The organism is Streptomyces sp. NPDC023157, assembly GCF_055560575.1.
This window is the reverse complement of the sequence record NZ_JBVHIL010000005.1, coordinates 567,342-580,819: the sequence shown is the minus strand read 5'-3', so window position 1 is coordinate 580,819 and position 13,478 is coordinate 567,342. Positions and strand designations below refer to the sequence as shown.

The window sequence follows — 13,478 nt, the reverse complement described above, 5'->3', positions numbered from 1 at the left end:
ACTGATCGGGGGCTGATCCGCGCTGCCCAGGCCCTCCTACTTCTTGCTGGTCAGGTCGTAGAAGGTGGCGCTGCCCACGGTCGTCTTCTCGAAGGTGGACTCGACCCAGGAGCTGATCTCGCCGCTGCTGCCGGCACCGCCTGGACCGCCGCCCATGCCACCGCCGGACCCGATGAAGTAGTGGATCTTCCCCTCGGCCACGTACTGCTTGAACCGCGCGAGCGTCGGCGACGGGTCGCTGCCGTTGAAGCCGCCGATCGCCATCACCGGCTTCTCCGTGGCGAGCTGGTAGCCGGCCGCGTTCTGCGCGCCGACGGCGGCGGCGACCCAGGTGTACGCGCCGGCGTCGGCGAGCAGCTTGCGCTTGGCCGCGGTGCCGACGCTCGGGCCGTCGAGGAGGCCGCCGATGGCGCCGGGGCGGGCGTTCTCGCCGGGGGGCGTGGGGGCTTGAACTCCACCGGGGGTCTGGCCCCCTGGAGCCTGGCCGCCGCCGCCCGGGAACTGGCCCATGCCCTGGCCACCCGGCGCGCCCGGGCCGCCCTGCCCCGGGCGCTCCCCGAACAGCATCCGGCCGCCACCCGGCCCGCCGCGCATCCCGCCCGGCCCGGCCCTGCCCGCCGGGCCCGCCGTGACGATCGAGCCCTGGTGCCCGTCGGCCAGCGTGGCCAGGGTGTACGCGAAGGGGCCCGCGAGGGCGGCCGCCAGGCCGAGGCCCGCCGCCGTCAGGCCGATCCGCCGGGCCGCGCTGGTCAGCCGGGCCGCGACCAGCAGGCCGAGCGCCGCCGCGCAGCCCGCGACGAGCACCGCCCAGCGCAGCCACGGCAGCCAGTCCGGGGTCCGGCCGAGCAGCACCCACGCCCACACCGCCGTCACCGCGACCGAGGCGGCGAGGGCCGCCGAGGCGAGGAACCGGGCCCGCTCCTCCCACAGCACGGCGGCGCCCATGCCGACCAGGGCGGCGAGGTACGGGGCCATGGCCACCGTGTAGTACTCGTGGAAGATGCCGGCCATGAAGCTGAAGACACCCGTCGTCAGCAGCAGCGAACCGCCCCACACCAGGAACGCCGCACGCGCCGTGTCCGTACGGGAGGCCCGCCAGGTCACCACGAGACCGGCGACGAGCAGCAGCAGCGCGGCCGGGAGCAGCCAGGAGATCTGGCCGCCGACCTGGTCGTTGAACATGCGCCCGAGGCCGGTCTCGCCCCAGCCGCCGCCACCGCCACGGCCGCCGCCTCCGGGCAGCTCCAAACCGGCCGGCAGCTCCAAACCGGCCGGCAGCTCCATGCCCGTACCGCCGCCGCGCGCACCGCCGCCGCCCACGCTGCCGACCTCGTCGCCGTTGAGCCGGCCGAGGCCGTTGTAGCCGAAGGTCAGCTCCAGGAAGCTGTTGTTCTGCGAGCCGCCGATGTACGGGCGGGAGGACGCCGGCCACAGTTCGACCAGGGCCACCCACCAGCCCGCCGACACCAGCAGCGCGAGCCCGCCGAGGCCGAGCCGCCCGAACCGGCGCCCGATCCCGCCCGGCGCGCACACCACGTACACGAGCGCGAGGACCGGCAGGATCAGGAAGGCCTGCAGGGTCTTGGCGAGGAACGCGAAGCCGAGCGCCACGCCCGCCCACACCAGCCAGCGCGCCGCGCCCTTGTCGAGTTCCAGGGCGCGCAGCACGCAGTAGACGGCGACGGTCATGAGGAGCGCCAGCAGCGCGTCCGGGTTGTTGAAGCGGAACATCAGCGCGGCGACCGGGGTGAGCGCGAGGACCAGGCCCGCCATGAGGCCGGCGCCCGCGCCGAAGCGACGCCGGACCGCCGCGTACAGGACGCCGACGGTGGCGACCCCCATCAGCACCTCGGGCAGCAGGATCTGCCAGGAGCCGAGACCGAACAGGCGGACCGACAGGGCCATCGGCCACAGCGCGGCGGGCGGCTTGTCGACGGTGATGGCGTTGGCCGCGTCGAGCGAGCCGAAGAAGAAGGCCTTCCAGCTCTCGCTGCCGGCCTGCACGGCGGCGGAGTAGAAGGAGTTGGCGTAGCCGCCGGCGCTCAGGTTCCAGAGGTAGAGCGCCGCGGTGAGGAGGAGCAGGCCGAGGAAGGCGGGCCGCACCCAGGGGGCGTCTTCGGGCCGCCCGCGCCACAGACGCTGGGGGCGGGGGCGGGGCCCGGGTCCGGGTCGGGTCAGGGAGTTCATCGCGAGGTCCTTGGGGCGGTGGCGCGCTCCGGGAAGACCCAGAGCCGGAAGAGGAGGAAGCGGACGACGGTCGCGGCGAGGTTGGCGACGATCAGCACGGCGAGTTCGGTCGAGTGCGCCGGATCGCCGGTCGCGGCGCCGAGCGCGGCGAGGGAGCCGCTGGTCAGGGCGAGGCCGATGCCGAAGACGACGAGCCCCTGCGCCTGGTGGCGGGCGGCCCGTTCGCGGCCCCGTACGCCGAAGGTGAGCCGCCGGTTGGCGGCCGTGTTGGCGACGGCGGAGACGAGGAGGGCGCCGGCGTTGGCGAGTTGGGGGCCGACGCCGAGCCGGAAGAGGGAGTAGAGGGCCAGGTAGCAGAGGGTCGACAGGGCCCCGACCACGCAGAACCCGACCAGTTGGCGGGCCAGGCCGCCCGGCACGCCGGACAGGTCGCGGTCGCGCGGGTCGTCGCCGAACGGCCGGGCCAGCCGGTCCAGCGGCAGCGAACCCGTCGCGAGCGCCCGCCCCACCCGCCACACGCCCCGCAGGTCGTCGGTGGCGGTCCGCACGAGGTGCACGGTCGAGTCGGGGTCGTCGACCCAGTCGACCGGCACCTCGTGGATGCGCAGCCCGGCCCGCTCGGCGAGCACCAGCAGCTCCGTGTCGAAGAACCAGCCGGTGTCCTCGACCATCGGCAGCAGGCGCTCGGCGACCTCGCGCCGGATCGCCTTGAAGCCGCACTGCGCGTCGGAGAAACGGGCGGCGAGCGAGCCGCGCAGGATCAGGTTGTAGGCGCGGGAGATGAACTCCCGCTTCGGGCCGCGCACCACGCGCGAGGAACGGGCGAGCCGCGAGCCGATCGCGAGGTCGGAGTGGCCGGAGATGAGCGGCGCGACGAGCGGCAGCAGCGCGTTGAGGTCGGTGGACAGGTCCACGTCCATGTACGCGAGGACCGGCGCCTCGGACGCCGACCACACGGTCCGCAACGCGCGCCCGCGCCCCTTCTGCTCCAGCCGTACGGCCCGTACGCCGGGCAGCCGGGCGGCCAGCGCCCGCGCCACGTCCGGGGTGGAGTCGGTGGAGGCGTTGTCGGCGACGGTGACGCGGAAGTCGTACGGGAAGGTACGGGAGAGGTGCTCGTGGAGCCGCAGGACGCAGGGCTCCAGGTCCTTCTCCTCGTTGAACACGGGGATCACCACGTCGAGGACGGGCCGGCCGGCCACGCCAACGGGGAGGTGCTCCCGGGCGGGAAGGGTTTCGGCGGTCGGTGACATCTGCATGCCCCGACCCTCGCCAGGGGCGCTGTCATGGTGGTGTGGTGAGGCTGTGGGGTGGCTGTGAGTCGGGGGGAGGGGAGGGGGGCCAGCAGCTGTCCCGCCCCCTCCCCCTCCCCCCCCGCCTCAGAGCTGCTTCGGCAGCCTGATCGCGAACAGGGTGCGCCCCGGCGCGCTGTCGACGTTCACCTCGCCGCCGTGGGCGAGGGTGACCGCCCGGACGATGGCGAGGCCGAGTCCGGTGCTGCCGGCGTGCCGGGAGCGGGAGGCGTCGCCGCGGGCGAACCGTTCGAAGACGGACGGCACCAACTCCGGTGCGATGCCCGGCCCGTCGTCCTCGACCTCGACGACCACGTGGGTGGGGCCGACTCGCAGCCGCCCGGTGACGGTGGTGCCGGGCGGGGTGTGCGTACGGGCGTTGGCGAGGAGGTTGACGAGGACCTGGTGGAGCCGGGCGGCGTCGGCCGGGATCTTCACCGCGGCCCCGCCGTCGGGGAGTTCGAGGCGCCAGTGGTGCCCGGGGCCGGCGGCGCGGGCGTCGGAGACGGCGTCCACGACCAGCAGGGCGAGATCGGTGCTCTCGTACGAGAGCGGGCGTCCGGTGTCGAGCCGGGCGAGCAGCAGCAGGTCCTCGACCAGGCCCGTCATCCGGGTCGCCTCCGACTCGATGCGCCCGAGCGCGTGCCGGGTGTCGGGCCCGCACTCCTCGCGCCCGCGCCGGGTCAGCTCCGCGTACCCGCGGATCGAGGCCAGCGGGGTGCGCAGCTCGTGGCTGGCGTCGGCGACGAACTGGCGCACCCGGGTCTCGCTCCGCTGGCGCGCGTCGAGCGCCGAGTGGACGTGGTCGAGCATCCGGTTGATGGCCGCGCCGACCTGCCCGACCTCGGTCCGCGGATCGGCCTGCGCCTCCGGCACCCGGTGGTCGAGCGCCACCTCGCCGCTGTGCAGCGGCAGCCGGGAGACCTGGGCGGCGGTCGCGGCGACCCGGCGCAGCGGCCGCAGGGCGACCCGTACGAGCACGGTCCCGGCGAGCGAGGCGGCGACGAGCCCGGCACCGGTGACGCTCAGCTCGACGACGACGAGGGTGGACAGGGCGTCCTGGACCTCGGACAGCGGGATGCCGATGAGGTAGTCGCCGTTCTTGCCGGTGGCGTACTGCACCCGGTAGTCGCCCAGGCCGCCGGGCAGCGCCACGGTGTGCGGGCCGCCGTCGCGCGGGACGGCGGAGAGGGCGGCGGACTGGGCGGCGCTCAGCTCGTCCTCCCGGTACCGCTGCCCGTACACCCCGTCCTCCGGCGGCACGGAGACGCTCGACGAGGTCAGCTCGCCGTCCACGACCCGCGCACCGACCGTCCCGAGCGGCGCGCCGGGCCCGAGGACGAAGCCGAGGGGCGCCCTGAAGCCGCCGTCCGGCATGGGCCCGGGGGCGGAGTGCGGCGGGCCGGCGGCCCGGTTGGCGACCTCCTGGAGGCGGGTGTCCGCCTGGTCGTACAGGTACGAGCGGAACGCGATCGTCGTCACCGTGCCGATGACCGCGCACACGACGGCGATCAGCGCGACGGCGGAGACGACGAGGCGGGTCCGCAGCGACCAGGGCGCACGGGGAGGGCGGGGAGCGCGGGGAGGGCGGGGAGGGCGGGGTGCACGGGGTGCACGGGGTGCACGGGGTGCATCCGAGGAAGGGCGGACGCGCACGCCGCCCTACTCCCCCGGCTTGATGAGATACCCGGCCCCCCGCCGGGTGTGGATCATCGGGCTGCGTCCGGCGTCCAGCTTGCGCCGCAGGTACGAGATGTAGAGCTCGACGACGTTGGCCTGGCCGCCGAAGTCGTACGACCAGACGCGGTCCAGGATCTGCGCCTTGCTGAGCACCCGGCGCGGGTTGCGCATGAGGTAGCGCAGCAGCTCGAACTCGGTCGCGGTGAGGTGGACGGAGTCGCCGCCCCGGGTGACCTCGTGGCTGTCCTCGTCGAGAGTGAGGTCGCCGACGGTGAGCAGCGACTCGCTGCGCGCCTGCGCGGCCCCGGAGCGGCGGATCAGCCCGCGCAGCCGGGCGACGACCTCCTCCAGGCTGAACGGCTTGGTGACGTAGTCGTCGCCGCCCGCGGTGAGCCCGGCGATCCGGTCCTCGACCGCGTCCTTCGCGGTGAGGAACAGCACCGGCACCTCGGGCAGCTCGCGCCGCAGCCGCCCGAGGACGGCGAGCCCGTCCATGTCGGGCAGCATCATGTCGAGCACGACGACGTCGGGCCGGAACTCCCGCGCGGTGCGCAGCGCCCCGGCCCCGTCGCCCGCGCTGTGCACCTGCCAGCCCTCGTAGCGCAGGGCCATCGAGAGCAGCTCGGCGAGCGAGGCCTCGTCGTCGACGACGAGGACGCGGACGGCGGTGCCGTCGGGCCGGAGCAGATCGGTACGCGAGCGGGGAGTGGTCGCAGTCATGGCAGACACGGTGCCCGCCGCTGCTGAGACCGTTCTTTCGCTTCCCTGTGAATCTCCTGAGAATGCCCGGGGCGCGGCCTGAGGGCTAGGAGGGCGGCGGCTGTGGCAGCCCGAAGAGCCCGGCGGCGTTGTCGTGGCAGACCGCCCGCAGCCAGTCGTCGCCGAGCCCGAGGCGTTCGAGGGCGTGGAGCTGGTGGACGTACGGGTAGGGGATGTTCGGGAAGTCGGTGCCGAGCAGGATCCGGTCGCCGAGGCCTTGGAGCCGCTTGAGTTCGGCCTCGGGGAAGGGGGCGAGGCGTTCGCTGAAGTCGGTGAAGGCCATGGTGGTGTCGAGGTGGACGCCCTCGTACCGCTCGGCGAGGCCGAGGAAGTCCCCGTACTCGGGCATGCCCATGTGGGCGACGATCAGCCGCAGCCGCGGGTGGCGGGCGAGCAGCCGCCCGACCGGCCCGGGCCCGGTGAACGCGCCGGGCGCCGGCCCGGAGCCGCAGTGCATGACGACGGGCGTCCCGGCGTCCTCGACGACGCCCCACACCTCGTCGAGCAGGGCGTCGTTCGGATCGAAGCCGCCGACCTGGACGTGCACCTTGAGGACCCGGGCCCCGCGGTCGAGCGCGTCGCGGACGTAGCCGGGGGCGCCGGGCTCGGGGAAGAGGGTGGCGGTTTGCAGGCAGTCGGGGGTGCGGCGGGCGAAGGCCGCCGCCCAGTCGTTGAGCCAGGCGGCCATGCCGGCCTTGTGCGGGTAGAGCATCGAGGTGAAGGCGAGCACCCCGAACTCGCGCAGCAGCGCGACCCGGCGGTCCTCCTCCTCGCGGTAGGTGATGGGCCACTCGACGCCGGTGAGGGGCCCGGCGGAGTCGAAGTAGGCCCACACCTTGTCGAGGACGTTGCGCGGCATGAAGTGCGTGTGGACGTCGACGAGCCCGGGCACCCCGAGCCGCGCCGCCCATGCCCGGACCTCGCGGGCCTCGGTGACGTGGGGGTGGTCATCGTCACGGCGGCCGAGATCGTCACGGGAGCCGTCAGTCGCGGTCAAAGCCGTACGTCCTCTCCACCTTGCCGATGTGGACCCGGTAGCTGTCGTACCACTCCTCCCGCCCACGCCGCTTCGCCTCCATGTGCTCCGGGTGGTGCTGCCAGGCGGCGAGCGCGTCCAGGTCACGGAAGTAGGCGACGGTGATGCCGATCCCGCCGGGCGTGCGGGCGGACTCGTAACCGAGGAAGCCGGGCATGTCCTGGACCAGGGCGTGCAGGTCGGTGACGGTCTCGGCGTAACCCTCGGGCGCGTCGGGCCGGACGGAGGTGAAGACAGCGGTGTAGTAAGGCGGTTCGAAGCCGCCGACAGGTCGCGGAGTCATGTGATCACCCTGGTCCGGGCCGGGCAGACGTGTCCATGGCCACCGCTGGAAGGGATCCAAGACTTTACGATCACGGCGACACACTCGGCAGCCCCTCGGCAGCCCCTCGGCAGCCCTCAGAAGACCTTCAGAAGAGCTGCTCCTGCCCGTCCCCCGAACTCTCTCGGGGAGCGGACAGGAGAGGCACGCTGACGGGCGACTCGCCCGGCGCGCTCTCGATCCCCCACCCGGTCAGCAGCCGGGTGTCGAGGGCGAGGTGCCGCCCGTCCCGGTCGAGGAGGTGCAGGTCGGGCCCGGCGGCGGCGAGCAGCCGCCCGGCGACGACCCCGCCGGGCACGAGCTCGACGACGCTCGCGTCGAGCGGGACCAGCCCGTCGAGGTGGAACGCCCCCACATGGTCATGGACCTCGAACGCCAGCCGCTCCAGCGTCTCGGCCCAGGCGCCGACGCCGACCGCCCGCGCGTACAGCTCCTCGACCTCGCGGGCCCGCTCGGCGGCGGGCGGCAGGGCGGTGCGGACGGCCCGCTTACGCGCGTACGGGATGCGGTCGGGCACGGCGAGCGCGTGCCGCAGCACTTCCTCGGTCCGCCGCGCGGCCATCAGCGGCCCCCGCCCGAGCCAGCTGAACGCGACCGCCCCCTGCTCCAGGAGCCGCGCGTCCCCGCGCTCCTCCCGGGTGATCCCGACCTTGACCATGCCGGGCCCGAACCAGGCGAGGTAGACGCGGTACGGCCGGGGGTCGTCGAGGAGGGTGTCGGCGGCGACGGAATGCGCCCGGTCGAGCCGCGCACACTCGGCACACCGCCCACCCGTACTCCGCCCACCCACGACGGCCCCCAGCGGGCACGCGTTCCCCCGGGCCCCAGGACACCGCCGCTCCCCGACCGCGCGAAACCCGATGACCCGCCCGTACCCGAGCGAACTGACCCGCCCCCCGTCCCACCGCAACGCGGGTGAACCACCCCGCCAGGACACTCCGGCACTCCGCCACACCATGGGTCAAGTCTGACGCAGGGCACTGACAGGGGTCGGGGGGTCAGAGGTCAGATGTCAGGGCAACAGATAAAGCAGCCCGCCGTCAGGCCCCCCGCTCCCGCCCTCCGCATGCCGCATGCACCCCCGCTCGACGAGCATGCGGACGCAGTCGCGGACGCGGTCGGAGGGGAGTCCGGTGCGGCGGGCGACTTCTTCCAGGCGGTAGCGGACGCCGCCGCGGACGAGTTCGGGGGCGAGGCAGGCGGCGACGGCGTGGACGTCGTCGCTGAGCTCGACGTTCCGCTCGCGCCAGGAGGCGAGCAGGTCCTGCGGGGTGAGCGCGGGGCCGGTGTACGGGTCGGGGCCGACGCGCTGGACGGGCACGGCGAGCAGTTCGCCGGCCTCGGCGAGCCGGGTGAGGTTCCGGTCGTCGAGCTCGTCCGCCTCCAGCCGGACGAGCTCGTCGAGGACGGGCGCCGGAGGGACGAACCCGCGGTGCAGGGCGGCGGGTTCGAGCCCGTAGGCGCCGTGGCGCTGGACGGCGCTGGCGATCTCGGCGATCCAGGCGGTGAAGGGGGCGACGCGGGCCGCGGTGGAGGCGGCGACGAGCTGGACGAGCCCTTCGAGGCTGACCATCCGTTCGCCGAGGGTGGCCTGCATGGGCTGGCCGACGTGGGCGCGGAGGGCTGTGCGCACGTCGGTGTGGCCGAGGGCGCCGGCCACGTCCGCGGCGGGGAACCAGTGTGTGCCGTCGGCCAGGGTGAGCCTGCGCAGCCGGATCCCGGTGGCGGCAAAAACGAAGTCGTCGATGTCAATGGCGTCGGCGTTGACGTTGGCGTTCATCGGACATCACCTCCACCTGCAAGCTAGGCCGAGGGCATATTCAACTGACATGGAAATCAGCCCGGTTCACCCAAACGTGTGGGAATCAGGAGGTTCCGCCCCGATGAGAGCGAGCACGTCGGGTACCGACCAGGCCTCCGCGACCCCGGGACACCGGACGAGATACCGGGCGATCTGGAGATCCGACCATTGCCGCGTGGCACGCAGCCCGAGCACGAAATGCCGCAGGTAGGCCGAGGAAGGCGGCCGCAACTCGACCTCACCCACCCGCCAGGGCGAGGTGAGACTGACCATGGGAACCCGCCCGGCCTCCCCGACCCGAACGACGGTCTCGTACCGCCCGGGGCCCACCTGAACCCGCCCTCCCAGCACAAGGTCATCGAGATCAAGATCAAGATCGAGCCCGACATCGAGCCCGCTTTCGACACCGGGCAAGCGATACATCTCAAGAGCGGCGATGTCGGAGAACTGCCCGAGGCGGATCAGATGCGCCCGCGCGTACACGCGCCCGTCCGCGGCCGGATCGTAGAACGCCCGCGCACCGCCCCAGACGGGAGAGTCGGTGGCGAAGTAGACGACCCCCGGCAGCACGACCCCGCGCGACTCGACCGGCGCGGCGGCATCCCGCCCGGCATCGAGATACCGCTGAAGCCGCTCCAGATCCATGTTCGACCCGTAAGCGACGTACCAGACCCAGGAACCCCGCTCGGCCGTCACGCCCCCGAAACTACCGGTCGGACAGCCCACCCGGAGAGAACCAGCCGGGAGTAGCGGAGTAGACCTGCGGCACGTAATCACAGGCCCCCACCCCATGGTCGTCACCCGCCATGGCCACGGCCCGCACCTCCCCGCCGGCATCCACCCTGTCGGCCGCTACGACGAACACCAGGGCGCCCACCATGCAGGCGACAAGGAACGCGGGACGAGAGGCCTTGCCCCGTACGGTCTCCGCCGCCGCACCGACGCAGCCCACCAGAAAGGCCCCAGCCACCAGCCCGAGAGCAACGAACGTCCGATGGCCCAGCGCGGCCGAAGCGTGACACAACACGTACTGCCGCCCGCCCCGAAACCCCCACACCCGCTCGAAGAGCGCGCCCGCCCCGAGCACCACCCCCACGGCAAAAACATGCCAAGGCCGCACAGCAGCCCGCACCTCACTCATGGCGCCCCCGTAGCCGTCACGTCGCCCTTCCGACTGAGTTCGCCCGTGCACCCCCCAGCCGTCACGTCCCGAGTGAAGCAGACGACGAAGGAGCTGGGGGAGCCGTAGAAGGCGAGCATCATGCCCTCACAGTCCACACCGTCAAAGGTGACATCGGCATACGTCCCGGAGAGGGACAACGCCCCCTGCTGCGTAGCGGCGACCCCGGAGCACTCTTCACCGACGTCCGCCTCGTCCATCCCCGTGGCCGTGAACGTCCCGTCGCCCTTGAACTCGACGGTCCTCCCAGCGAAGTCCTTCCACACGCCCGCCAACTGATCAGCGGACGTGACCTCGACCGGATAGGTGGAACAGGAGGTCAAGAGGAAGCTCACCCCGCATCCCCACGCAACACCCATGAAGGCACGTCGTATCCGCTGATGCCGGCCGGCAGCCATACGGCCCCGCCTCTCATGTCTCACACATGCCCGATGGCGACACCTCAAGGAAGCGCCGGACGTCATCCTGAACGCGTTCAAGTTCCTCTGTCAACGGGCCGAAGCCCACAGCACAAAGGACCCGAACTCCGGCCCGGGCCACGGCGGTCATGGGAGCGGCCGAAGACCAGGCGCCCGCTGAGGGTTGACTTGGCGATCTCGCCAGCGGTCGGCCAACCCGGACGGGTGACGTGGGGAACTCGAAGCCTTGAATGCTCGTCTACTCATCTGAGGGCGTGCCAGATACCCTCGCAGCCCCCATGCATCGGGGTCGGTCACCTCCCATTTGCGGAGGCGCGTTCGTGATCTTTCTTAAATGATCAACAGGAGGCGCGTCATGAGGGATCCACCGCAGCAGCCGCACATCTAAAACGAATCGACTCGAAAGCAATTGCAATGCGGCCCTTCGAAGCCGATTCGATCGGTGAAGTCAACCAATTTGGAGCAGAAATGACATTTCAGACCACACTAAGGAGACAACGAAGACATGTCCGCGCCAGGTTTCGAACCTAGGAAGCACGCCCTCCTCGCCACCTTGCTGGTACTGACCGCCTCACTGGTGGTTGCACTGGGGGCGGGATGGCTATCCACAACCGCAGGCGATACGAAATGGGAAGCACTACAGGCGGCGGGTAGCGCCTTCATTGGCGGGGCCACCGTGCTAGGAATCTGCGTAACTCTCTATTATTTGATCAAAAGCAATAACAGGTAGCTATTAGTTGTTTTACAACCCAGGTACCCCGAGGTGAACGCGCGCACCTCGGGGTCTTCTCTTGCACACCAGGGGGGACGTGGTACCCCCTCCAGAGGCGTGAACCTCCGGCTCACACGAAGCGCCCAGCAGTCGCCTGGGGCCGGTGAGCACCCACGCGGGCGATTGCCAGGGTTGCGGTACCTGGCTGCTGTACCGCAGGATCCCGCCGAGGTGACCATGGAATCGCGGGGTCTTTGCCGTACTCTCCCCGCCGTGGACGTCTTCACATCCGTGCTACCTGTCGTCACGCTCATGCTCGGTGCTTGGATGAACCAGCTGAGCGACGCGAAGAGGGAGAAGGCTGCCCTCCAGCGTGAGAGACAGGTGCGCCAGCTAGATCGAGAGCAAGCACGCTTGGATCGGCGCGAGGTGTTCGAACTCGATCACCTCCCGAAGGCGAGCGAGTGCCTGTCTCGCTTGTTCAGTGCTGCGCTAATGGAGCACCTGCACAGGATCAATGCCGCCTCGCCGGTGCCCGAACCAGGCGCTTTCATGCGGGAGGTGCAGGAGCTGGCCCGCTTGCAATCGTTCATCCTCGATGAAGAACTCCGAACCCTCGTTGAGAGCGCCCACCAGCAGTTGTCGAAATTGGGGTGGGCTGGCCCGGGCACACCAGAGGAGTTGGGTGATCTCGTTGTGGAGAGTCACAACCGCCTCGCAGCAGCACAGGAGGCTCTGGCCAGCCGTCTGCGTGCCATCTACGGCGTCTAAGGGTTGTCCCGTAAAACGATCTACGTCTCAGGGGTGACGGGGTAGTCAGGGTGATCGCCGTAAGGTGACGCGAGGTCGAGCAGGTCGTCGCATGGCCAGGTCTCGCCGTCGTACTGGCAGTCATCGCGGTTGTCCCACGGTAGTTCGGGGTCGCCCGTGGCAGGACTGAGTGCATGGCGGGCGAGCACGCGCCGCTTGGCTTCAACCTCCCGCAGGATGCGAGCCGGGTCGTGCAGCGCGACGTGCAGGGCGATCGTGGGATGGAAGCCGGAGAGTTCTACTTGGCAGAAGTCGACGGTGTGCCCGTGAGCGGTCCACTCCCCGCAGTCGTCACTGTCGCAGCGTCGGGCCAGGTCTGCCTCCTCGTCCAGCCGCGCGTGGAGGAACGTCACAAGGTCTTGGCTCATGGGGTCATCCTGGATGATGCGCCAGGCCCGGTCGCCTGATTTCCGTGCTGAGGGCAGGACCCGGCCGGCAGGCGGGCACTGGGATGATCTTGCTGTGGCTGGTGTGATCATGGCGTCGGAGCCGTCTTGGATATCCCCGTTCACCGGGCTGAGCCCGTGGCAGTTCGGGAAGCTGGTGACGGTGCTGCGGCGCGAGGGGGCGGACTCGGTCCGCAGGGGCCGGCCGTGGAGTCTTCCGCTGGAGGACCGGGCCCTGTTGGTCGCGGCCTACTGGCGCACGAACCTGACCATGCGGCAGCTCGCCCCACTGTTCGGGGTGTCCAAGTCGGCGGCGGACCGCATCATCGACCACCTCGGGCCGATGCTCGCGCTCCAGCCTCGCAAGCGGTTCGCGAAGGACACCGTGCTCATCGTGGACGGCACCCTGGTCCCCACCCGGGACCACACCATTGCCGCGCAGTCTAAGAACTACAGGTACTCCACTAACCACCAGGTCGTCATCGACGCCGACACCCGCCTGGTCGTCGCGGTCGGCCGGCCGCTGGCCGGGAACCGCAACGATTGCAAGGCATGGGAGGAATCCGGCGCCAAAGCCGCCGTCGGCAGAACCATGACGATCGCCGACGGCGGCTATCCGGGCACCGGACTTGTCATGCCCCACCGACGCCGCAAAGGCGAAGAACTGCCCGAATGGAAGCAGGCGCACAACAAGTCTCACGAGCAGGTCCGCGCCCGCGTCGAGCACGTCTTCGCCCGCATGAAGACCTGGAAGATCCTCCGCGACTGCCGCCTCAAAGGCGACGGCGTCCACCACGCCATGCTCGGCATCGCCCGCATGCACAACCTCGCCCTCGCCGGATAAGGCAGCGGGCACAGCGGCCAACCATGTCCGAGGCGACCAGAAGATCATTT

The 13,478-nt window shown here is 71.3% G+C and carries 14 protein-coding genes; 2 read left to right on the top strand and 12 right to left on the bottom strand.

Features of this window, described 5'->3' with window-relative positions; all coding sequences use genetic code 11:
• Nucleotides 1-36: 36 nt before the first annotated feature.
• The 11 genes from ACZ3ZE_RS21315 to ACZ3ZE_RS21265 form a co-directional block, all read right to left on the bottom strand.
• Nucleotides 37-2,187: an ArnT family glycosyltransferase gene (locus ACZ3ZE_RS21315; RefSeq protein ID WP_467260141.1), complete on the bottom strand. Its 2,151-nt coding sequence runs from the start codon at nt 2,185-2,187 to the stop codon at nt 37-39.
• Nucleotides 2,184-3,446: a bifunctional glycosyltransferase family 2/GtrA family protein gene (locus ACZ3ZE_RS21310; RefSeq protein WP_361168067.1), complete on the bottom strand. Its 1,263-nt coding sequence runs from the start codon at nt 3,444-3,446 to the stop codon at nt 2,184-2,186. The genes ACZ3ZE_RS21315 and ACZ3ZE_RS21310 overlap by 4 nt, the downstream gene beginning before the upstream one ends.
• 120 nt (nt 3,447-3,566) lie before the next feature.
• Nucleotides 3,567-4,982, bottom strand: a complete 1,416-nt coding sequence (locus ACZ3ZE_RS21305) for a sensor histidine kinase (RefSeq protein ID WP_363290562.1) — start codon at nt 4,980-4,982, stop codon at nt 3,567-3,569.
• Nucleotides 4,983-5,141: 159 nt separating this feature from the next.
• On the bottom strand, nt 5,142-5,879 hold the full coding sequence (locus ACZ3ZE_RS21300; RefSeq protein WP_361168070.1) for a response regulator transcription factor: 738 nt from the start codon (nt 5,877-5,879) through the stop codon (nt 5,142-5,144).
• Nucleotides 5,880-5,964: 85 nt separating this feature from the next.
• Nucleotides 5,965-6,810, bottom strand: coding sequence for an amidohydrolase family protein (locus tag ACZ3ZE_RS21295; RefSeq protein ID WP_467260229.1), 846 nt, complete (start codon nt 6,808-6,810; stop codon nt 5,965-5,967).
• Between the two features lie 91 nt (nt 6,811-6,901).
• Nucleotides 6,902-7,237 carry an antibiotic biosynthesis monooxygenase family protein gene (locus ACZ3ZE_RS21290; protein WP_467260139.1) on the bottom strand — a complete coding sequence of 112 codons (336 nt, stop codon included), beginning with the start codon at nt 7,235-7,237 and terminating at the stop codon, nt 6,902-6,904.
• 127 nt (nt 7,238-7,364) lie between these two features.
• Nucleotides 7,365-8,234 (bottom strand): DUF2797 domain-containing protein, encoded by an 870-nt coding sequence (locus tag ACZ3ZE_RS21285; protein ID WP_361168076.1) that lies wholly within the window; start codon nt 8,232-8,234, stop codon nt 7,365-7,367.
• A gap of 54 nt (nt 8,235-8,288) precedes the next feature.
• Nucleotides 8,289-9,056, bottom strand: a complete 768-nt coding sequence (locus ACZ3ZE_RS21280) for a BRO family protein (RefSeq protein WP_467260137.1) — start codon at nt 9,054-9,056, stop codon at nt 8,289-8,291.
• Nucleotides 9,057-9,122: 66 nt separating this feature from the next.
• Nucleotides 9,123-9,773, bottom strand: coding sequence for a histone deacetylase (locus ACZ3ZE_RS21275; RefSeq protein ID WP_361620946.1), 651 nt, complete (start codon nt 9,771-9,773; stop codon nt 9,123-9,125).
• 10 nt (nt 9,774-9,783) lie between these two features.
• Nucleotides 9,784-10,218, bottom strand: a complete 435-nt coding sequence (locus ACZ3ZE_RS21270) for a hypothetical protein (protein ID WP_467260134.1) — start codon at nt 10,216-10,218, stop codon at nt 9,784-9,786.
• The gene (locus tag ACZ3ZE_RS21265; protein WP_467260131.1) at nt 10,215-10,592 is read right to left on the bottom strand and encodes a hypothetical protein; all 378 of its coding nucleotides are present in this window, start codon (nt 10,590-10,592) and stop codon (nt 10,215-10,217) included. Before ACZ3ZE_RS21265 ends, ACZ3ZE_RS21270 begins: the two co-directional genes overlap by 4 nt.
• Nucleotides 10,593-11,661: 1,069 nt before the next feature.
• On the opposite strand from ACZ3ZE_RS21265, the gene ACZ3ZE_RS21260 reads away from it, so the two are divergent.
• Nucleotides 11,662-12,159 carry a hypothetical protein gene (locus ACZ3ZE_RS21260; protein ID WP_442305684.1) on the top strand — a complete coding sequence of 166 codons (498 nt, stop codon included), beginning with the start codon at nt 11,662-11,664 and terminating at the stop codon, nt 12,157-12,159.
• Between the two features lie 20 nt (nt 12,160-12,179).
• Here the strand turns inward: ACZ3ZE_RS21260 and ACZ3ZE_RS21255 are convergent, their stop codons facing one another.
• On the bottom strand, nt 12,180-12,566 hold the full coding sequence (locus tag ACZ3ZE_RS21255; protein WP_361629591.1) for a DUF6221 family protein: 387 nt from the start codon (nt 12,564-12,566) through the stop codon (nt 12,180-12,182).
• Nucleotides 12,567-12,660: 94 nt separating this feature from the next.
• Here ACZ3ZE_RS21255 and ACZ3ZE_RS21250 point away from each other — a divergent pair, with 94 nt between their 5' ends.
• Nucleotides 12,661-13,428, top strand: a complete 768-nt coding sequence (locus tag ACZ3ZE_RS21250; RefSeq protein ID WP_467260128.1) for a transposase — start codon at nt 12,661-12,663, stop codon at nt 13,426-13,428.
• Nucleotides 13,429-13,478 lie beyond the last annotated feature (50 nt).

Excerpts from the sequence above, each read along its gene's own strand:
- ACZ3ZE_RS21315 (WP_467260141.1), bottom strand. The coding sequence starts at position 2,187 with ATGAACTCCCTGACCCGACCCGGACCCGGGCCCCGCCCCCGCCCCCAG.
- ACZ3ZE_RS21310 (WP_361168067.1), bottom strand. The coding sequence starts at position 3,446 with ATGCAGATGTCACCGACCGCCGAAACCCTTCCCGCCCGGGAGCACCTC.
- ACZ3ZE_RS21300 (WP_361168070.1), bottom strand. The coding sequence starts at position 5,879 with ATGACTGCGACCACTCCCCGCTCGCGTACCGATCTGCTCCGGCCCGAC.
- ACZ3ZE_RS21290 (WP_467260139.1), bottom strand. The coding sequence starts at position 7,237 with ATGACTCCGCGACCTGTCGGCGGCTTCGAACCGCCTTACTACACCGCT.
- ACZ3ZE_RS21285 (WP_361168076.1), bottom strand. The coding sequence starts at position 8,234 with ATGGTGTGGCGGAGTGCCGGAGTGTCCTGGCGGGGTGGTTCACCCGCG.
- ACZ3ZE_RS21280 (WP_467260137.1), bottom strand. The coding sequence starts at position 9,056 with ATGAACGCCAACGTCAACGCCGACGCCATTGACATCGACGACTTCGTT.
- ACZ3ZE_RS21270 (WP_467260134.1), bottom strand. The coding sequence starts at position 10,218 with ATGAGTGAGGTGCGGGCTGCTGTGCGGCCTTGGCATGTTTTTGCCGTG.
- ACZ3ZE_RS21255 (WP_361629591.1), bottom strand. The coding sequence starts at position 12,566 with ATGAGCCAAGACCTTGTGACGTTCCTCCACGCGCGGCTGGACGAGGAG.